The organism is Streptococcus sp. 1643, assembly GCF_006228325.1.
Lineage (GTDB): Bacteria > Bacillota > Bacilli > Lactobacillales > Streptococcaceae > Streptococcus.
The window spans coordinates 1,085,078-1,105,688 of record NZ_CP040231.1; the positions used below are offsets into that span (position 1 = coordinate 1,085,078).

Sequence of the window (20,611 nt, forward strand, 5' to 3'; positions counted from 1 at the left end):
AGGAACAGCCCTTGTTTCGCCCTACCCTTTTTTACCTCTTTGATTATCAAAATAATCCCTTTTCAAGAAAATAATAGTATAATAGAGGTAGAATGTAGAAAAGAGGTAGGCCCATGGCTGTTAAATTTACAAAAACGGATGACTTGGACAAGATGTTTGAAGAATTCGCAAAACTTCCTGACTTAACACAAGTCACTTTTCCAGATGACAAAGATAAAAAAGAAAAAGTTGAGAAGAAAAAATAGATGACGATTTTCCAATCTCTTCCTCCTAGTGTATTACAAGCGGGAGCTATTTTTCTCTCCATCATGATTGAAGCCCTTCCTTTTGTCTTGATTGGGAGTCTCATTTCGGGATTGATTGAGGTCTATATCACACCTGATAAAGTTTATGAGTTTCTCCCTCGCAATCGTTGGGGGAGGATCTTTTTTGGTACCTTCATTGGCTTTCTCTTTCCTTCTTGCGAATGTGGTATCGTTCCGATTATCAATCGTTTTCTGGAAAAGAAAGTGCCCAGCTACACGGCCGTTCCCTTTCTGGTGACTGCTCCCATCATCAATCCTATCGTTCTTTTCGCCACTTATTCTGCCTTTGGCAATTCATTAAAATTTGCCTTCTTGCGAGCTCTGGGAGCCATTGTGATTGCTTTGGTGCTTGGGATTTTCTTAGGATTTTTCTGGAAGGAACCCATTCAAAAAGAGAATCCTATCACTTGTCATGAACATGACTTTTCACACTTGAGTCCCTCTAGAAAAGTGTTTCAGGTCTTTATACAAGCTATTGATGAGTTTTTCGATATGGGGCGTTACTTGGTCTTTGGCTGTCTCTTTGCGGCTATCGTGCAGGTCTATGTCCCGACTCGGATCTTGACCTCTATCAGCGCAAGTCCAGTCCTTGCGATTCTCTTGCTCATGTTTCTAGCCTTTCTCCTCTCACTTTGTAGCGAGGCGGACGCCTTTATCGGTGCTTCTCTCCTCTCGAGCTTCGGCCTATCGCCAGTCCTTGCTTTTCTGGTCATTGGCCCCATGCTTGATATCAAAAATCTCCTCATGATGAAACACTATCTCAAAGCGCGCTTCATCTGGCAATTCATGGGCATCGTGACAGTGCTTGTCTTGCTTTATTCTTACATGATAGGAGTGATGCTATGATCCGATTTATCATTCTACTGGGTTATTTTGCCCTAACTCTGTATCTGCAGCTATCTGGCAAGCTCAGTCACTACATCAACCTCCACTATTCCTATCTAGTCTATATCTCCATGATCCTTTCTCTTCTCTTGGCTCTGGTCCAATTCTATATCTGGATCAAGAAAATCAACTCCCACAGCCATTTGGAAAGTCGCCGATCTAGACGAATCAGCATCCTTTTACTGTCACTACCTCTCTTGATTGGAGTTGCCTTTCCGACAGTAAGTTTGGACTCGAGAACCGTATCTGCCAAAGGATATCATTTCCCACTTGCTGAGGGAATCAACACAGCCATTCAGGCAAGCGAAGGAACATCCAGTCAATACCTCAAACCCGATACCAGCACCTATTTTTCCAAATCTACTTATGAAAAGGAAATGAGGTCTACAGCTGACAAATACCTCACCCAACCAACCATTCAAATCACTGATGAAAACTATATGGAGGTCATGGAAGTTCTCTATGACTACCCTCAAGAGTTTGAAGGAAAGAAAATCGAATTTACAGGCTTTGTCTATAACGATCCTAGCCATCCAGATAGCCAATTCCTCTTTCGCTTTGGAATCATCCACTGTATCGCAGACTCTGGAGTATATGGACTCCTGACCAAGGGGAACTCACGCCAGTATCCTGACAATACCTGGATTACCGCCAGAGGAACCCTGACCCTCCACTACCATAAAGAACTCAAACAAAAACTCCCAACACTGGAAGTTGAGAGTTTCACAAAAGTAGACAAACCAGAAAATCCTTATGTATATCGCGTGTTTTAATAAAAAGTAGCCTGCAAAGGCTACTTTTTTTGTCCATTATATGAATTTCATTCTATCTACTCTTTCGAATTGATAGCAAACTCTTACTCTCCATCCTTCCAGTTTCGAGCAATCTCTTCGTCTTTCTGGAGTTGGTCTACCAGTTCCTCTACGGAGTCAAATTTGACCATATCGCGAACACGGTCCAGCCAGTAGACCATGACTGTCTCACCGTAAATATCGTCTGAAAAGTCGAAAATATTGACTTCAAAACGTGGTTCTTCTCCATCAAAGGTGACATTTTTGCCAACGCTCGCCATTCCACGATATCTCTGACGTTGCACTTCGATATCGACTACGTAAACACCGTCCGCTGGCATGTAAGTTCGGTCTCTTAGGACCAGATTGGCTGTTGGATAACCAATAGTCCGCCCACGAGCATTTCCATGAACGACCATTCCACGAGATGGGAGCGGAGTGCCGAGCAGATGATTGACTTCCTTTACATCTCCATCAAGAATTGCCTGACGAATCCGTGTAGAACTAATCTTGCCCTTTTCGTCTTCGACCGGAGGAACAATGATGATCTCTCCATCAAAATAATCCTTCAGGTCATCCGCAGTTTTCTTATCAGAGCCAAAAGTATAGTCAAATCCTGCTACAATAATAGCTGGTTTTAAAGCTCGAACATAGGTATCAAAGAATTCTTGACCCGTTAAACTAGCAAATTTGCTACTAAAGTCCAGTAAGAAAAGAGCCTCTACTCCGTGCCACTTCATCTTGTGCTCCCGTTCCTCATGATTGACGATATGGAGCATGAGCTCAGGTTGGTAAGGTTGTAAGGCAAGTTTTGGTGACTCTGTAAAGGTCATCACGACAACTGGCAGATAATCCTTCATTGAAGCCTTGCTAGCTACTTCAAAAAGTTTCTGATGCCCCTTGTGGATGCCATCAAAATAACCAAGTACAAGGACTGTTTTTCCCGGTACTGCAATGTCTTTTTCGTTCTTAATAGGTACTGTTGTAATCATGAAACTATTATATCATAGAGAAAGCCTTTTCGCTAAGAGGAAATCCCAAATGTCGTTTTTTGCGCCTGAACTGACCTTGATAGACAATTCAAGCTATGAGTTTTAAAAAATAGCACCTCCTAAGAGATGCTATCGTTTGGTAACTAGTTTACTGTTTCTTCCAAGTCTTTTAACTTAACCGAAACAATCTTAGATACACCTGATTCTTGCATGGTAACTCCATAGATAGAATCCGCTGCCGCCATGGTCCCTTTACGGTGGGTCACGACGATAAACTGACTATCCTTGTCAAAACGATTGAGATAATCCCCAAAACGTTTAACATTAGCTTCGTCCAGCGCCGCCTCTACCTCGTCCAAGATGACGAAAGGAATAGTCTTAACTCGGATGATTGAGAAGAGCAGAGCCAGAGCAGATAGGGCTTTTTCACCACCACTCATGAGGTTGAGAGACTGGATTTTCTTGCCTGGTGGTTGAACAGAAATCTCCACACCAGCTGTTAAAAGATCGCCCTCAGTCAATATCAAGTCTGCCTGACCACCGCCAAACATCTGTCTAAAGGTTACTTTAAAGGACTCACGAATAGCCTCAAAGGTTGATTTGAAGCGCTCCTTAACCTCATCATTCATCTCTGTGATGGTCTCAAGGAGCAGGTTTTTCGCAGACAAAATATCATCTCGTTGACTATTGAGGAAGTCCAGACGGTTGTGAACTTCTTCGTACTGGTCAATAGCGTCCAAATTGACAGGGCCCAGTGAGCGAATAGCCTTCTCCAAATCCTTAACCTCTTGCTCTGCCAGATTGAGATTTTCCAGTTCATGAACCTTTTCTAGAGCTTCAGTGTAGCTGATCTGGTACTGGTCTGTTAGTTGAGCTTGTAGATAGCGCAAGCGTTCGCTGATCTTTTCTTTCTTGGCTTCAGCACGTGTTTGTTTACGAATCCACTCCTCATTCTGCTGGCGAGCCTGGTCCAAATGGCTGGCAATATCATCCAGCTGGCCTTCGATATCATCCAACTCAAACTGCTTGCGAATCAAACCTTGTTGGAGGTTTGTTTTCTGAGTTTTGGTCTCTTCCACCTGCTGACTTAGCAAATCCGTATCCACTTTCTCAAGATTATCAACCTTTTCTTGGAGGAGACGCTGAATCTCCTCTTGCTCGATATCCAGATTATCCAGTTCCTTACCTAAGCGTTCTATATCAGTCACTTCGTACCGCTTTTGTCCTTGCAGTTCTGACTTAAGCAAGCGCGCTCGAGAAATCTGTTCCTGCAAGTTTTGATAGCGTTCTTGAATAGCGTTTTTGTTAGACTTAATCTCTTCAATCTCAGCTTCCAAATTTTGCTTTTCTCTAGCAATAGTAGCAAGGCGCTCTTGGCATTTTTCCTTATCCGCTTGCCAATCTCCTTCAGTAAGGCGATTTAATTCCTCTTCTTGAAGTTTCCAAAGCGTTTCCAGTTCTTCGACCTGCTGATTGGTTTGTTGATAAGCAAGATACAAGCCTTGCTCCTGAATACGAGCTTGCTCACCCTGAGATTTGATAGCTTCTAATCTTTCTGCCAATACCGCCATCTCATCTTGCAAGGTCTTCAAACTCGCTTCTTCTGACCGCAAGTCAGCTTCTTCTTTAGCAATTTCTTTTTGTAATTGCTCCAGCTCTGGCTTGATGAAAATACTGTTGTTTTGACGATTGGCACCCCCCGCGTAGGAACCACCTGTGCGCAATTCGGTACCATCAAGCGTCACCATGCGAACCTGATAGCGAACTTGACGAGCTGCGGCACGCGCATGTTCTACAGTATCAAAGATAGCCGTTGTAGCAAGCAAGTTTTTGAAAATGGCTTCTAGTCTCTTATCAAACGACACCAACTCATCTGCCATTCCCAGAAATCCTGGACTTGCTGCGATAGCATCTTGATTCTGACTAGAAATGGTACGAGCCTTGATAGTCGTCAGTGGAAGAAAGGTTGCACGACCAGCTCTGTTACGTTTTAGGAAATCAATCGCCTTGGTTGCCGCGTTTTCATCTTCTACGATGATATGCTGACTGCTAGCTCCAAGCGCAATCTCTAGGGCAGTTTGATAATGCACATCAAAGGTCAAATGTTCACTGACTGCACCAATGATCCCACCAAGACGGGCTTTTTCTTGAAGAACACTCTTAACACCCGCATAAAAATTACTATGATTTCTTAGGATGTTTTCTAAACTCTGGGCTCTAGCCTGCTTGTTTTTGAGACTGTCTAGACGATCAAAGAGTTGGCTCTGCTGGGCTTGGTAAGAAACTTTCTGCTCCTCTTGTTCCTTGGAACTAGCTTGGTAGTCTGCCAATAATTTCTGAACCTGCTTCTTTGCAGTTTCAAGCTCAGCCTGTTGTTGACTGGCCTTCTCTTTAGCTGTAGCCAGTTGTTCTTTCAACTTCTCAAGTTGGTCTGCTTGTTTTTGAGATAGTTGACGGCTGTTTTCCAACTCATTCTCGATGCGGGTCAGTTGGTTTGAGACATCCGCTTCTTCTTGTAAAAGAGCGACAAAGCGTTCGCGCAAGAGCTCAATCATCTGGTCAGGATCATCTGAAAAAGCTAGCAATTCTGCTTCTAAGTGATTGAGTTCCTTGTTATTTTCAGCTAGACTTTCCTCTAACTGTTCCAAATTCCCTTCTTTTTCAGCCTTTTCCTTACTTAGAGCCTTCCTCTTATCTTCCAAAGCAGTCAAACGGGTTTGTGCTTCTTGTTGATTAAGGGCAACTTGCTCGGATTCCAGTTTGGATAGGGCTAGTTTTCGCTCTAAGTCACTGATCAAACTAGTCAAATCCATCAAACTTCCTTGATCCTTGGCCATTTGAGCTTGGAGATCCTGGCGTTTCTTTTTAAGACTTTGATTTTCCTCTTCTAACTCTTCACGCTTTTGGTAATAACTGGTCAAGAGTTCCTGAACCTGCGTTAACTCTTCTTCTGTTAGCTCTAGTTCAGTTTTGTTTTCCTTGATTTGGGCAACCAGTACATCCAAATAAATCGTCTTGCGTTGACCATCCAAGTCAAGAAACTTGCGCGCATTCTCGGCTTGTTTTGCAAGGGGCTTGATTTGATTGTCCAACTCGTAGATAATGTCCTCTAAGCGGTCGAGATTGTCCTGAGTTTGTTGCAGTTTGCTTTCTGTTTCTTTTCGACGAGTCTTGTATTTTAAAACTCCAGCAGCTTCTTCAAAAATAGCGCGGCGTTCTTCGGGCTTGGAGTTAAAAATTTCCTCAACCTTCCCTTGGGAAATGATGGAGAAGGAATCCCGACCCAAACCGGTATCCAAGAAGAGGTCGTGCACATCACGCAAGCGCACTTTTTTGCCATCAATCCGAAACTCGCTATCACCACTACGATAGATATGGCGTTCTACCTTAATGACTTGCCCTGCATCCTTGATGAAGCCATCTTCATTGTCTAAGGTCACGATAACAGAGGCATAATTGAGTGGCTTACGACTTTCGGTCCCAGCAAAGATAACGTCGGGCATCTTACCACCACGAAGACTCTTGACACTAGACTCTCCCAAGGCCCATCGCAGACTTTCTGTGATATTTGACTTCCCAGAACCATTGGGCCCAACAACAGCTGTCACACCTTGATCAAAGACGACCTTGGTCTTGTCAGCAAAGGACTTGAATCCCTGAATCTCAATCTCCTTTAAATACATGAATCCAGCCCTTTCTCAACTGCATTTTTGGCGGCCTCTTGCTCTGCTAATTTTTTAGAACGGCCTTGACCTTTTCCGATACTCTTGCCCTCAACAAGAACTTCTACATCAAAAACCTTATCATGGGCAGGCCCCGTCTCAGAGGTCACCTGGTAGCGAATATCCACATCGCCATTAACCTGGAGCAACTCTTGCAGGTGCGTCTTGTAATCCTTAATCATTTCAAAGTCACCTGCTTCAACCTTGGGAATCATGACTTGATAGATGAACTCTTTTACCCTAGCAACATCCTTGTCTAAAAGCAATGCTCCCAGAAAGGCTTCAAAGGCATCGCCAAGAATGGTGTCACGATTGCGCCCACCAGACTTTTCTTCCCCTTTTCCTAGCTTGATAAACTGATCAAACTGGCAATCACGCGCAAAACCAGCCAAACTCTCCTCACGGACAATCATAGCACGGAGTTTGGACAAATCTCCCTCTGGTTTCTTAGGATATTTTTTATACAGATATTCTGAAATCAATAATTGCAGAACAGCGTCTCCTAAAAATTCCAAGCGCTCATTGTGTGAAATTTTTAAGAGGCGGTGCTCATTGGCATAACTCGTATGAGTAAAGGCAGTCTCCAGTAAGTTTTTGTCTGCGAATTCGATTGCAAAACGCTTCTTAAGTACAGTTTGTAATTCTTTCATACCAACCTCTTTCTAACTGATAACAGTCTCTTTTATTATATCAAAAAAAGCCCCCTGAGTCACTTTAAAACGAGACTAGAGGGAATTTGAGCATTTTTTAGAACAAACTTTTCAATTTTAGGGGCAAACTTTGGACGAGATAAAGAAAAAGCCTTAATTAAGGCTTTCTTAGACTTTTTACATCCACCCTGAGGGAATCGAACCCCCATCTCAAGAACCGGAATCTTACGTGATATCCATTACACTAAGGGTGGAAACTTGTCTTATTATAACAGAAATTTGCTCTAATAACAAGTTTTTTATGGGTAGACTAAGCGTCCATTAGTGGGAAGCATCCCCGTTCCAGATAGAGTTTTTCACGATAACATAATCAACGTGTTTGAGGTCAGCAACCTTTCGTCCACCTGCATAGGAAATAGCACTTTGCAAGTCCTGCTCCATCTCAGTAAGGGTGTCTTGCAAATGCCCTTTAGCAGGCAGTAAGATTCGCTTACCTTCCACATTTTTATAGGCTCCTTTTTGATATTGAGAAGCTGAACCATAGTATTCTTTGAACTGTTCGCCATCGACTTCAATCGTCTTTCCTGGGCTTTCGATATGTCCTGCAAAAAGGGAACCAATCATGACCATGCTGGCACCGAAACGGATAGACTTGGCAATATCACCATGAGTACGAATCCCACCATCAGCGATGATCGGTTTACGCGCAGCCTTGGCACACCAACGTAGGGCAGCCAACTGCCAGCCACCTGTACCAAAACCTGTCTTGACCTTGGTAATACAAACCTTACCAGGACCGATTCCAACCTTTGTTGCATCCGCACCAGCATTTTCCAATTCACGAACAGCTTCTGGTGTTCCCACGTTACCAGCAATGACAAATGTATCTGGTAATTCTTTCTTGATGTGTTGGATCATAGAAATCACGCTATTCGCATGACCATGAGCAATGTCAATCGTGATATACTCAGGAGCATCAGCCTTGAGTTGGCTAACAAAGTCATACTCGTAATCCTTGACACCGACAGAGATGGATGCAATAAGGCCTTGATCGTGCATGCGTTTGATAAAAGGAATGCGCCCAGCCTCATCAAAACGATGCATAATGTAGAAGTAGCCACCTTTAGCCAGTTGCTCTGCTACGTTCTCATCCAAAATCGTCTGCATATTTGCTGGCACAACAGGTAGTTTGAAAGTGTGATTTCCAAGTGTGACACTCGTGTCTGCTTCTGCACGGCTTTTAATGACACATTTATTTGGGATCAACTGAATATCTTCGTAATCAAAAATTGGAAATTCATTTAACATATCGATGTCTCGTTTCTTTTGTAATGACCTACCTATGCTTGCGCATCTCTACGCCTTTTTCCGACGTTTCCTTAATTAATTATAAACCAAAGTACAGTTTTTGTCAAATTATTTCAATCATAAAATAATATCGTTCGGTTTTTGCTTTGAAAATAGAAAGAGAAAAAAGAGAGATTAAATTCTCTCCTCTTCTTCAATCTTAATAATACTCACCTTGACGGTAGTCCCATGAGTTAAAGGTATCTGACAGGTGCATCATGATTTTATCAATGTCAAGCCCTTTACGGATAACGACTGGTGCTGGTGAGATTGAACGATCTCCTCCTTGTTCTGGGATGAGTTTTCCGTCCTTATCGACCATAGAAACCATCACACCTTGCTCGTAGCGAGTTTCAATCGTTTTGTCTGGTTGGATTGAAGCAACGTAGTCATCTGCTTCGATGACAAGGTCCACTGCTCCTTCGATACGTTGACCGATACCTTCCACCTTACCACGGTTTCCTTTACCAGATGGGTTAGCTGATGAGGCATAGACCATCTTACCTTCTTCCCAAAGTTTTGCAGCCAACTGTTCACCAGCTTTCCCAAATTTGATGACAAAACAGCTAGTACCACGAACGTCTGTCATGAGTTCTTCACGACCATCACCGTATGCTTTCAATTTCTCAAAAGCTTCTGGTTTCCATGGAAGGATACAACCGAGGAGAATGTCTTCGTCCCAATGTTTTTGGTAGAAGGCTTCAATTTCTGGGTTGAGTTGTGCTAAAGCGCGTAGCTCGTCCATGCTACCACAAAGTACAACACCTGGTTTGTTACGGTTACGCTCTTTGGCTTCAAATTTACGTTCAAGACCTGCCTTATCGCTCGTCATGATAATGTAACCAACTTTTGTAGGGCATACAATGCACCCACCCTCACCTTTTAAAATGTCATAGCCTTCTTGTGAAAGTGTTCCGTTCCATTGAATGTGTTTTGTCATAATTCTATATTTCCTTTTCTATTTTTCTATTCCTGCCAGTAGGCCGGTCGTTGTTTTTCATAGGCAGCAATCAAATCTTCATACTGCAAAGTAATACCGATATCATCCAAACCATTTAAGAGCTTGTGTTTCCACTCGCTATCTATTTCGAAAGTGAATTCTCCAACTGGTGAGATGATTTTTTGTTGTTCCAAGTCCACAGTTACCTGGTCAGTCGGTTTGAGTTGGGCTAGTTTCTCTCTAACCTCCCTAGGCTGGACAATAGGCAGCATGCCATTATTGAGTTCATTATTGTAATGAATATCCCCAAAAGAACCTGCAATCACGACCTTAAAACCATAGTCGGCTAGAGCCCAAGCTGCGTGTTCTCTCGAAGAACCTGCCCCAAAGTTATCCCCTGAGATGAGAATACTAGCTTTACGATATTCAGGTCGATTAAAAACAAAGTCTGGGTCCTCAGTGTAGTTATCGTCCAGATAACGCCAAGCATACATGAGGTACTTTCCAAAGCCTTTTTTATCAATTAACTTGAGAAACTGCTTGGGGAGTATTTGGTCGGTGTCGATGTTATCATTCATGAGAGGAACGGTCGTTCCCGTATAAACTGTAAATTTCTCCATATCCTCTCCTTACTGGGCCTCTGGCATTTGCCGAACATCTACGAAGCGCCCTGCGATGGCCGCCGCCGCTGCCATAGCTGGACTGCAGAGATGGGTTTTAGCACCAAATCCCTGTCTGTCTTCAAAGTTGCGGTTACTGGTTGAGGCACAGTGAACCCCATCAGGGACCTTGTCAGGATTCATCCCTAGGCACATAGAGCAACCTGGGTCTCGCCACTCAAAACCAGCATCTAGGAAAACCTTATCCAAGCCCAACCTCTCCGCAGCTCGTTTCACAGGACGAGAACCTGGTACTACGATTGCTGTTAGATTGGGAGCAATTTTCTTCCCTTTGACAAATCGCGCAGCCAGCTGTAAGTCACTGATTCGAGCATTGGTACAAGACCCGATAAAAATATAGCCTAGTTCAATGTCCGCTGGCTTTTGACCAGGCTCCAAGTTCATGTAATGATAAGCTCGTTCATCATTCATATCCTTAATTTCTGGGAAGCTACTGTCAAAGTCGACGCCCATAGCAGGATTGGTTCCCCAGGTCACCATAGGAGCCAAGTCTGAGACATCCATCTGGATAACCTTATCATAAACAGCATCATCATCGCTGACAAGGGTCTTCCAGTCGGCAACTGCCTCCTCGAAATCCTCTGGAACACATTCTCGTCCTTTGAGATAATCATAGGTAGTTTGATCTGGATTCATGATGCCCATCTTAGAGCCAAACTCGATGGACATATTGCAGATGGTCATTCTCTCTTCCATGGTCAGTGCATCAATGGCTTGTCCACGATATTCCACCACATATCCTACACCACAAGCAACGCCGTACTTGGCAATCAAGGCGAGAATGTAATCCTTAGAATAAACTCCTTTTTGAGGAACACCGGTGAATTCTACCAACATTTTCTTAGGTTTAACTTGCCAGAGGGTCTGGGTAGCAAAGACATGCTCGACCTCACTGGTCCCAATCCCAAAGGCGATAGCTCCGAAAGCTCCGTGAGTAGCTGTGTGACTGTCTCCACAAACGATGAATTTTCCTGGTTGGGTCCGTCCTGTCTCTGGACCTACCATGTGAACGATTCCCTGCTTTTCAGAACCGTGGGCTGCATGTTCAATCCCAAACTCCTCAACATTTTCAGCAAGCTTATCAATTTGGGCCTTAGAAATCACATCTCGAATATCGTAGATATTGACAGTTGGTACATTGTGGTCAAAGGTTCCAAATGTCAAGTCTGGCCGTCTCAATCTGCGGCCCGCATCTCTTAATCCTTGAAAAGCTTGGGGACTAGTCACTTCATGAATATAGTGCTGGTCCACATACATGAGTTGAGGCTGCCCCTCTTCTCCTGTGATGACATGGCGGTCCCATAATTTATCAAAAATCGATTTTCCTGCCATCCATTACCTCCAAATAAAATATAAGGCTACTAGTGTGGTCACCATCCCGAGAAACCAAACTGTTTTAAAATACCATTTTCTAGTCTTGTGGTGAAAGGTGATTCCTGCCAACCAGGCACCAAAACCACCACAAGTAAAGGCTAAAATGAGTAAGATTTTCTCTGGGACGCGCCAAGCACCTCTTCTTGCCTTGGATTTGTCAATGCCATAAATCAAGAAAATCAGCAAATTCCAAATCAAGAGGGCAAGCGTGATTCCTTCATTCATCTTCATAATCTTTCAATGATGGCTTCTGTCATCTCCTTAGTAGAAGCCTGTCCTCCAATATCTCTTGTTAAAATGCCAGCCGCTAAACTAGCTTCAACAGCACGCTCGATACGCTCCGCATCCTCATAACGTCCAAAGCTGTCTCTCAGCATCATGGCAACTGACAAAATCATAGAGATAGGATTGGCAATTCCCTGACCTGCAATATCAGGTGCCGAACCATGAATAGGTTCGTAGAGGCTTGGACCTTTTTCAGAATGACTAGCTGATGGCATGACTCCAAGCGTGCCAGATAGAACGCTTGATTCATCAGATAGAATATCTCCGAAAAGATTCTCCGTCACGATAACATCAAACTTGGCAGGATTAGTAATCATAAGCATAGCAGCTGAGTCCACCAACTGGTGTTCCAAGGTTGCATCTGGAAAATCTTGCGCAACTTCCTCAGCTACTCTCCGCCAAAGTTTTGATGTTGCTAGAACGTTTTGTTTATCGATACTAGTAACGATTTTTCTCCGATTGCTTGCAATTTCAAAGGCCTTGCGAATAATCCGCTCTACTTCCTCATAGCTGTAGTCGTTGATATCACGCGCTTTTCGCTCTTCAAGGATATGATCCCCAAAGTAGATACCACCTGTCAACTCACGCACCACGACAAAGTCTACACCAGCAATTCGTTCCGGTTTGAGAGGTGATAAATGCTTGAGACTGTCAAAAATCTTAACAGGTCGAATATTGGCATAGAGATTGAGTTTCTTCCGAAGAGCCAGCAAGCCTTGTTCAGGCCGAATAGTTGCACCATCATACTGGGGACTACCGATAGCCGCAAGGAGAATAGCATCTGCTTCTCTACATGCCTTGAGGGTTTCATCAGGTAAGGGATGCCCCGCAGCATCAATACCTGCACCTCCAAAGGGGCATCTATCTATCTCATAGTCAAAACCTGTTTTTGAAGCTAGAGCTTCCAGAACCGCTAAACCAGCTTCCATGATTTCTGGACCGATTCCATCCCCTGCTAGAGCTACTATTTTCTTTGTCATAGCCTTCTCCTTTACACACTAGGCATGTCTCGGTAGGAAACGCTATGCCCCATCTCACCTGCATTCTCTTTTTGAACAAAAGTATTGGCATTGATATAGGCAATAGCGGAAGCCTTCAATACATCGAAATCAAGACCTGCTGCGTTAAAGATGGTTTCTGTATCTCTGTTTTCAACAGTGACCAAGACACGAGCTTGGGCATCGATTCCATCTGTTACCGCGTCAATAGTGTAGGACACCAAGCGGACAGATTGGTTAAAGAACTTATCGATAGCGTTAAAGATCGCTTCAACAGAGCCTTGCCCTGTTGCATTAAATTCGACTTTCTCACCATCCATATTGGCTAGGGTAACAAGCGCTTCAATGTCATTATCTGCATGAGTTTGAAGTTGTAAATCATCAAAGTGGAAACCTTCTGGGTTTTCAACCATGGTTCCAGCTACCAGAGCTCGAATATCTGCATCTGTGATTTCTTGCTTTTTGTCCGCCAGCGCCTTGAACTTAGCAAAGAGTGGTTTGATGTCTTCTTCAGTAAAATCTAGGGCCAAATCTCTTAGTTTTTCTACAAAAGCGTGGCGACCTGACAATTTTCCAAGCGGAAGACTGTTACTCTTCACACCAACCAATTCAGGTGTAATGATTTCATAGGTAAGAGGATTTTTAAGGACTCCATCTTGGTGAATACCCGATTCATGAGAGAAGGCATTGCCACCAACGACAGCCTTATTTTTAGGAACTGGAATACCAGAAAAGCGAGAAACCATTTCAGACGTATTCATTGTTTCATCCAAAACAATATCACTAGTTGCTTGGAAGAAATCCTCACGAATCTTCAAAGCAACAGCTACTTCTTCAAGAGCAACATTACCTGCGCGTTCACCGATACCATTAATAGTTCCCTGGACACGTCCAGCACCGTGTTTAATTGCTGTCAAAGTATTTGCAGTTGCCATACCGAGATCATCGTGACAGTGGACACCAAAGACAACTTTATGATCTGATTTAATATTTTCAGTCAAGTAATCAAAGATACGTGCAAACTCTTCTGGAGTCGTAAAACCAACTGTGTCAGGGATATTGATATAAGATGCACCTGCATCGACCGCTGTTTGAACGACTTGTAAGAGGAAATCCAACTCTGTTCTAGTCGCATCTTCAGGAGAGAATTCGACGATTTCAAACTTAGAACGAGCATAAGAAACATGTTCCTTGATAGCTTCTAAAATCTCTTCCTTGCTCTTATTGAGCTTATACTTGCGGTGAATCGGACTGGTAGCGATAAAGACATGAATTTGTGGATACTTGGCATCCTTAAGAGCCTCATAACAAGCATCAATATCAGATTTTACAGAACGAGCTAATCCTGTCACTGCTGTTTTTTTCATGGCTTTAGCAATTTCTTGAACAGCTATAAATGAATCTGGACTAGCAGCCGGAAAACCAGCTTCAATTACAGAAATTCCCCATTTCTCCAGCTGTCTTGCAATGGAAACTTTTTCCTTTATTGAGAAGTTAACACCAGGTGTTTGTTCCCCATCACGAAGGCTTGTATCAAAAAATTCAACTGTACGCATAAGATTTCCCCTTTTCCAAATGTGGTTTTAAAAAAACATCTCGCTCAGAAGCCCAAGCGAGATGTTGATTTACTCCCGCTTGGTAAGCCAAACAGGACTAATGCTTTTGCACTAGCCCGAGTACCTCAACAACAAAGCAAATTGATTAAACTTAGCTGTTTTCATGTTTGACTTTCTCCTTCGTTTGATATCTTGTTTAGTATTTTAGCATAGGAAAAATCTCTTGTCAAGAAAAAATCCAATATTTTCTGAAAATTTCTTCAGTAAAGAATATTTTGCTAATTGAAAGTATTTGAAAACTCAAGCGAATTTCCTTATTTTTTCACAGTCAAGTTCCAACTTTTTTCGATGAGTTCTATCACTTCTTCATCTTGCAAACTATCATCAAGCGCCAGACTAAGCCAGTAGCGTTTGTTCATATGAAAGGCCGGATAAATGCCTTTTTTTGAAAGCAAATCAGCTACTTGGTCGTGTTTGAGGTTGACTGCTTCGACTAGCCCTTCTCTCCCCTTTTCCAGCTTATCCCATGGGATTCTCATCAAAACAGCATACCACTTTTGATTGCCTTCATGTCTTAACACTGCTGTATCAGGCGATTTCTCCCATAGATATTCCAACTGATTACCATATTTTTTCTGAACTTGAGCCATGATACGCTTAGTCTGAGGGCAGATAAAATCCTGTACATCAAAGCAAGCCTTCCGAATCTGGTAAAGAATCTCCAAACAAGCCTCACGGATACTTGCAACAAAACTTCCCCGCATGCTTTCCATATGTACTTGAGGATAGAGGTCACCCGTTTCCTGGTCAAAAACAAGAAAACTCACATTATCAGGAGTGATGGAGACTGTCATGAAAAAGTCACCCTGCAAAATCTGGCAACTATAGGTCCAGACTTCCCCATTTTCTACAAAACCATAGGCATGAGCTTTTTCTTTATTAAACTGATAGGATTTAAAAATTTCAAACATAAGTGAAAACTGCTACCAAAAGCTAGCAGTTCCTTTCTATTTTTTAAAAGACAACCTTGGTTCCATGCAATTGTGTCACGCCCAACTGTTCGATAAAGGTTTGACGGTTATCCAAGTCAATCCCCCCACCTGGTAGAATTTCAATTTTACCTTTAGCCTGTTCCAAAATTCTGTGATAATGAGCGAAACGTTTCTCTAGCGAATCTCCAGACACACCAGCACGAGTTAAGATACGAGTGACTCCGACTTGGCTGAGCCAGTCAATGGCTTCCAACTGGTCTTCATCACTCAATTCATCAAAGGCCATGTGAAAGACAATTTCCATTCCTTTAGATGCGGCAATCAACTTCTCAAGATTAGGCTTATCTAACTTCTTATCAGCAGTTAAAGCCCCAAATACAACCCCTTGACTTCCAGCCTGAGTAGTCAAACGAATGTCTTCTAGCATGATCGCTATTTCAAGATCAGTATAGACAAAGTCGCCACCACGTGGACGAATCATAGTCATGATGGTGGTGTCGTAGTTAGCTGCCAGTTCAACCGCTGCCTTGGTCACTCCATAGCTAGGTGTTGTTCCACCCACTGCTAGATTGTCACAAAGTTCGATTCGACGAGCTCCAGCCTGCATCGCTTTTTCAAGCAAGGTCACATTTTCAGCACAAAATTCGTAAATCATTTGATTCTCCTTGATGTTTTCTTTGAATTTATTATATCATATTATTTTAAATATGCTTTCATTTTTATCAAGGCAAATAACTACTATTTTTATCTATTCTTTGTCAGGAATGACTTTAAAGAGATAGTAGGTGATAAAGATAGTCAGGGCTCCCAGACCGATTTTGACTGGCAAAAGAGGGGCAAAATAAATAGAAATCCCCATCAAGATATAGATAGATACGATGATTTTTTTCTTTCGTTCTCGCGCGATTGACTTGGTTTCCCGAAAGTCCGCTACATAAGTCTGATAAAGCTTTGTATGATAAAGCCAGTCTTCAAAACGCTTAGAAGATTTAGAAAAGCAAGCGATAGCTAACAAAAGAAAGGGCGTCGTTGGCAAAAGTGGTAGGACAACCCCAATGACAGCTAAAGCCAGTGAAATAAAGCCAATACTGAGATAAATGATACGCATGATTTCTCCTAGATAAATTACTCTTTCTCTAGTTTCGCATACAAGGGGGAAATTTGTCAAGCATCAACAAAAAAGAGCCTGAAATTCATTTTCAGGACTCTGCATTTTATTTAATTTTTTCTTCTTCGTAGTCGCCATTACTACATACAACCTGCTTGCCTCCACCACGGACCTTTTTCTCCACAAGGAAGTGTCCGCATTTTGGACAGTCACGGCCAATTGGTTTGTCCCAGGAAGTAAACTCACATTCTGGGTAACGATTGCAACCATAGAAGATACGATTGCGCTTGGTTTTGCGTTCGATGATTTGTCCTTGATGACAGCTTGGACACTCGACTCCAATCTCTTTGACAATCGCTTGTGTGTGACGGCAGTCTGGGAAATTGCTACAAGCATAGAATTTACCAAAACGACCGAGCTTAATCACCATCGGACTGCCACAAACTTCACAGTCAAATCCAGCTGGCTCATCCTTGATCTGGATTTTTTCCATTTCGGATTCAGCCTTGGCTACCTCTTTAGAGAATGGTTTATAAAATTCGTCAATGACACGTTGCCACTGCTCTTTTCCAACTTCGACATCATCCAGTTTTCCTTCCATCTCAGCTGTGAAGGTCACATTGACAATATCTGGGAAATATTCAACAATGAGTTTATTAACAATTTCACCCAACTCTGTTGGTTCAAAACGTTTTGCTGCTAGACGAACGTAGTAACGTTTTTGGATGGTTTCAATGGTCGGAGCGTAGGTTGACGGACGTCCAACCCCATTTTCTTCCAAGGTCTTGATAAGAGTCGCTTCCGAATAGCGAGCTGGTGGTTGGGTGAAATGTTGTTCTGGCTTGCTATTGACCTGCTTGACCACATCTCCTACTGCCATATCTGGCAACATTTTGTTCTTGTCAGAGTCATTGTAGATAGCAAGATACCCATCAAACTTAACTTGGCTTCCATTCGCTGCAAACTGAACCCCATTTTGAGAAAGCTTAACAGCCATGGTATCAAAGATAGCAGCTGTCATCTGGCTAGCCACAAAACGGTTCCAGATAAGGGTATAGAGCTTGAGCTGGTCTTTGTCCAAGTACTTAGCGATGCTTTCTGGTGTGTTAAAGACACTAGATGGGCGAATGGCTTCGTGGGCATCTTGAGCACCTGAGGCATTCTTGACCTTGCTACCATGCTTGGAATACTTACTACCAAAACGGTCGTTAATGTAGCTTGCGGCTTCATTTTGAGCCACAGGACTAATACGAGTCGAGTCTGTACGCATATAGGTAATCAAACCTTGTACACCTGATCCGATATTGATCCCTTCATAGAGCTGTTGGGCTACCATCATAGTCTTTCGAGTACGGAAATTAATTTTGTTAGCCGCATCCATTTGCATAGTTGAAGTAGTATAAGGTAGGGGCGCATTTCGTTTGCGTTCTTTCTTATCTACCTGGTCTACTGTGAAATCTTTGCTAGTCAAATGGGACAAGACTTCTTTGACTTCTTCATTGGTGGTCAATTTCATTTTTTTGCCATTCATACCATAGAAAGAAGCCTGAAATTGTTTGGTTCCCTTCTTAAAGACACCATCAATTGTCCAGTATTCTTCCGGTTGGAAGGCATTGATTTCATTTTCACGGTCAATGATGAGCTTAAGGGCAACTGACTGCACGCGTCCTGCTGATAAGCCCTTCTTGACCTTTTTCCACAAAATAGGCGAAATTGAATACCCGACCAAGCGGTCTAAGACACGACGAGCTTGTTGGGCATCGACCAAGTCCATGTCAATCTTGCGAGGTTCTTTAAAGGCATTTTTTACTGCGTCCTTGGTGATTTCATTAAAGACTACACGGTTGGCATCATTTTCATCCAAGTTGAGAATGTGAGCCAAATGCCAGGAAATTGCTTCTCCTTCACGGTCCGGGTCACTCGCCAGAAAGACTTTATTGGCCTTTTTAGCTTCTTTTTTTAAGTCATTGATGAGAGGACCTTTTCCTCGGATATTGATATACTGTGGTTCATAGTTATTTTCAATGTCGACTGACATACTGGATTTCTTCAAATCACGGATATGCCCGACACTGGCTAAAACTTTGTAATTTCTGCCTAGATATTTCTCAATCGTTTTCGCTTTAGCAGGCGACTCCACGATGACTAGATTTTTCTTAACTGTTGATTTTTTCTTCTTTGTTGCCGTAGCCACACTATCACACCTTTTCAAAGTAATAAACTTTATAAAGTGTAAACCATTTTTCTATAGCTGTCAAGACCTAAGTCCTATATATAGAAGAAAAGTTTCTCTGAGTGAACAAATTTCTCCTTAAAATTCAAACTCAGCCAGCACATCTTGACCACTGGAAATCAGCTTTGCTCCCTCTTGAATCAGGTGGTGGCAACCATCTGAATGGCCATCTAAAACGTTTCCCGGAATGGCAAAAACATCACGCCCTTCCTCCATAGCTCGCTCACAGGTGATGAGACTACCAGAACGCATCCTTGCCTCTGCTACAATAACGCCACGGCACAGTCCTGCTATGATGCGATTACGAGCTGGAAAGTGAAATTTCAAGGGTTCCTCACCTGGTCCGTATTCGCTAAGTACCAAATGGTGATTGCCAATGTGTTCCTGCAAACGTTTATTGGCTCGGGGATAAAAGACATCCAATCCTGTTCCAATGACAGCAATTGTTCTTCCTCCATTCTGGAGTGCAGCCATATGGGCAGCTGTATCAATCCCTTTGGCTAAACCACTGACCACGATTAACTCGTTTTCCAAACCTTGAATGACTTTCTGAACCGACTTTGCTCCCTGATTCGAACATGAACGACTCCCTACAAGAGCAACCTTTGGAAATTTCAATAAATCCAGATTCCCTTTGTAAAACAAAAGAGCTGGAGGGTCATAAATCTCACTCAGATCCCAAGGATAACAGTCGTCTAGAATCGAGAAGGATGGGAATTTTTGAAACTCCTTCTCCAACTGTGCATCATCTATCTGGAAATAGCGTTCCATAAAGACAGCAGGATTACGGCACCCCGATAGTTCCGCAATATCACCTAGCAAAAGCTCCTGATCTACAGTCTCATCGTATTCAAGAACTGTTAAAATTTGTTGATTGCTCAGCCCAGCTTTTCTCAATTTGTAAATCTCATAGTTTGTGATCTTCATATACAACTCCATTTCTTTTTCTACTCATCTATCTATTCGTAAAAAAAATAAAAAGAAGACCAAGGATCTTCTTTTTTTCATTTATTCAGATTTAGTAGTTGACCAGCTACTTTCAACCATCGGTAAGATTGTTTTTAAAATTTCCCCATCCCCTTCAAGTGAAACATAGCGGATTTTACCATCATTTGATCGGAAAACCCAGGTAACGAGGTATTTCCCTGATTTAGCAATTGCATTGACAACATAGGCTTCATAGCCTCCAATGGTCGATTTGGAGCCCCAAACCTTACTGAAATCAGAGCTTTGTTCTTTGGAAGTTAAAATACTAGATGAGACAGTCACAACATCCAGTTTAGCATATTCTTCTTCGCTGATATTGAACTGCTCAGCCTTGAAGGTATTCAGCGTAACAATGTTGATATCTGTTCCATCACTATACTGTACATCATTTCCACCTTCTACTTCATGGAATCGAACCCATGATTTGGGTACCTTGACAAATCCATATTCATTCGAACCGATGATTTGCGTCTCTTCCTTTTTCGCTTCAGAAACAGCAGAACTAGTGCTACTCGTTTCCTGACTGCTTGAAGACCTAACAACCGCAGTCGAACTTTCTTCGGTTGCTGTTTGCGAATTATTGGAGCATGAAGTTAGAAAAACACTAGCAGTAACTACAGTACCTAAAATTAATAATTTTTTCATCCTACCACCTTTCAATCTGCATTATAAGAAAAATATGGACTTCTGTCAAATTCTAACCTGATCTATTCTGTTAGCTTCCGATTTTATAGCTCACATTTAAAGCAAAAACTCTTGAAAAATC

19 protein-coding genes and 1 tRNA gene are annotated in these 20,611 nt (G+C 42.5%); 3 read left to right on the top strand and 17 right to left on the bottom strand.

Going from position 1 to position 20,611, the window contains the following annotated elements:
• Positions 1–113: 113 nt before the first annotated feature.
• From FD735_RS09945 to FD735_RS05760, 3 genes are read left to right on the top strand one after another with little or no spacing between them, the layout of a single operon-like run.
• The gene (locus FD735_RS09945; RefSeq protein ID WP_000268696.1) at positions 114–245 is read left to right on the top strand and encodes an SPJ_0845 family protein; all 132 of its coding nucleotides are present in this window, start codon (positions 114–116) and stop codon (positions 243–245) included.
• Positions 246–1,151 carry a permease gene (locus tag FD735_RS05755; protein ID WP_139658714.1) on the top strand — a complete coding sequence of 302 codons (906 nt, stop codon included), beginning with the start codon at positions 246–248 and terminating at the stop codon, positions 1,149–1,151. It begins immediately after the preceding gene.
• Complete coding sequence (locus FD735_RS05760) at positions 1,148–1,963, top strand: TIGR03943 family protein (RefSeq protein ID WP_139658715.1); 816 nt, start codon at positions 1,148–1,150, stop codon at positions 1,961–1,963. The genes FD735_RS05755 and FD735_RS05760 overlap by 4 nt, the downstream gene beginning before the upstream one ends.
• Before the next feature lie 83 nt (positions 1,964–2,046).
• On the opposite strand, the gene FD735_RS05765 is transcribed toward FD735_RS05760, so the two are convergent.
• The 17 genes from FD735_RS05765 to FD735_RS05845 form a co-directional block, all read right to left on the bottom strand.
• Positions 2,047–2,973, bottom strand: a complete 927-nt coding sequence (locus FD735_RS05765; protein WP_057489163.1) for a bifunctional riboflavin kinase/FAD synthetase — start codon at positions 2,971–2,973, stop codon at positions 2,047–2,049.
• 143 nt (positions 2,974–3,116) lie between these two features.
• Positions 3,117–6,656, bottom strand: coding sequence for a chromosome segregation protein SMC (smc, locus tag FD735_RS05770; protein ID WP_139658716.1), 3,540 nt, complete (start codon positions 6,654–6,656; stop codon positions 3,117–3,119).
• Positions 6,647–7,345 (bottom strand): ribonuclease III, encoded by a 699-nt coding sequence (gene rnc / locus FD735_RS05775; protein ID WP_000661472.1) that lies wholly within the window; start codon positions 7,343–7,345, stop codon positions 6,647–6,649. Before rnc ends, smc begins: the two co-directional genes overlap by 10 nt.
• A gap of 182 nt (positions 7,346–7,527) precedes the next feature.
• A tRNA-Arg gene (locus FD735_RS05780) sits at positions 7,528–7,599 on the bottom strand.
• A gap of 67 nt (positions 7,600–7,666) precedes the next feature.
• A complete protein-coding gene (locus FD735_RS05785; RefSeq protein WP_000931170.1) occupies positions 7,667–8,653 on the bottom strand; it encodes a GMP reductase in 987 nt (328 codons plus the stop codon).
• A gap of 199 nt (positions 8,654–8,852) precedes the next feature.
• Positions 8,853–9,632: an L-threonylcarbamoyladenylate synthase gene (locus tag FD735_RS05790; RefSeq protein WP_084849756.1), complete on the bottom strand. Its 780-nt coding sequence runs from the start codon at positions 9,630–9,632 to the stop codon at positions 8,853–8,855.
• 26 nt (positions 9,633–9,658) lie between these two features.
• Positions 9,659–10,252 (bottom strand): 3-isopropylmalate dehydratase small subunit, encoded by a 594-nt coding sequence (gene leuD, locus FD735_RS05795; protein ID WP_000410641.1) that lies wholly within the window; start codon positions 10,250–10,252, stop codon positions 9,659–9,661.
• Between the two features lie 9 nt (positions 10,253–10,261).
• Entirely contained in the window at positions 10,262–11,644 is a 1,383-nt protein-coding gene (gene leuC / locus FD735_RS05800) for a 3-isopropylmalate dehydratase large subunit (protein ID WP_125391286.1), read from the bottom strand.
• Between the two features lie 3 nt (positions 11,645–11,647).
• Positions 11,648–11,917, bottom strand: coding sequence for a DUF1294 domain-containing protein (locus FD735_RS05805; protein WP_049505894.1), 270 nt, complete (start codon positions 11,915–11,917; stop codon positions 11,648–11,650).
• Complete coding sequence (gene leuB / locus FD735_RS05810) at positions 11,914–12,951, bottom strand: 3-isopropylmalate dehydrogenase (RefSeq protein WP_139658717.1); 1,038 nt, start codon at positions 12,949–12,951, stop codon at positions 11,914–11,916. Before leuB ends, FD735_RS05805 begins: the two co-directional genes overlap by 4 nt.
• Positions 12,952–12,962: 11 nt before the next feature.
• A complete protein-coding gene (locus tag FD735_RS05815; RefSeq protein WP_139658718.1) occupies positions 12,963–14,525 on the bottom strand; it encodes a 2-isopropylmalate synthase in 1,563 nt (520 codons plus the stop codon).
• A 314-nt stretch (positions 14,526–14,839) separates the two neighbouring features.
• Positions 14,840–15,496 carry an MmcQ/YjbR family DNA-binding protein gene (locus FD735_RS05820; RefSeq protein ID WP_139658719.1) on the bottom strand — a complete coding sequence of 219 codons (657 nt, stop codon included), beginning with the start codon at positions 15,494–15,496 and terminating at the stop codon, positions 14,840–14,842.
• A gap of 43 nt (positions 15,497–15,539) precedes the next feature.
• Positions 15,540–16,172 carry a copper homeostasis protein CutC gene (locus FD735_RS05825; protein WP_000638806.1) on the bottom strand — a complete coding sequence of 211 codons (633 nt, stop codon included), beginning with the start codon at positions 16,170–16,172 and terminating at the stop codon, positions 15,540–15,542.
• 93 nt (positions 16,173–16,265) lie between these two features.
• The gene (locus FD735_RS05830; RefSeq protein ID WP_007516860.1) at positions 16,266–16,625 is read right to left on the bottom strand and encodes a YbaN family protein; all 360 of its coding nucleotides are present in this window, start codon (positions 16,623–16,625) and stop codon (positions 16,266–16,268) included.
• 106 nt (positions 16,626–16,731) lie between these two features.
• Positions 16,732–18,819 (bottom strand): type I DNA topoisomerase, encoded by a 2,088-nt coding sequence (gene topA / locus FD735_RS05835; RefSeq protein WP_084921813.1) that lies wholly within the window; start codon positions 18,817–18,819, stop codon positions 16,732–16,734.
• 117 nt (positions 18,820–18,936) lie between these two features.
• Positions 18,937–19,785, bottom strand: a complete 849-nt coding sequence (gene dprA, locus FD735_RS05840) for a DNA-processing protein DprA (RefSeq protein WP_139658720.1) — start codon at positions 19,783–19,785, stop codon at positions 18,937–18,939.
• Positions 19,786–19,866: 81 nt separating this feature from the next.
• Positions 19,867–20,490 carry a hypothetical protein gene (locus tag FD735_RS05845; RefSeq protein WP_139658721.1) on the bottom strand — a complete coding sequence of 208 codons (624 nt, stop codon included), beginning with the start codon at positions 20,488–20,490 and terminating at the stop codon, positions 19,867–19,869.
• Positions 20,491–20,611 lie beyond the last annotated feature (121 nt).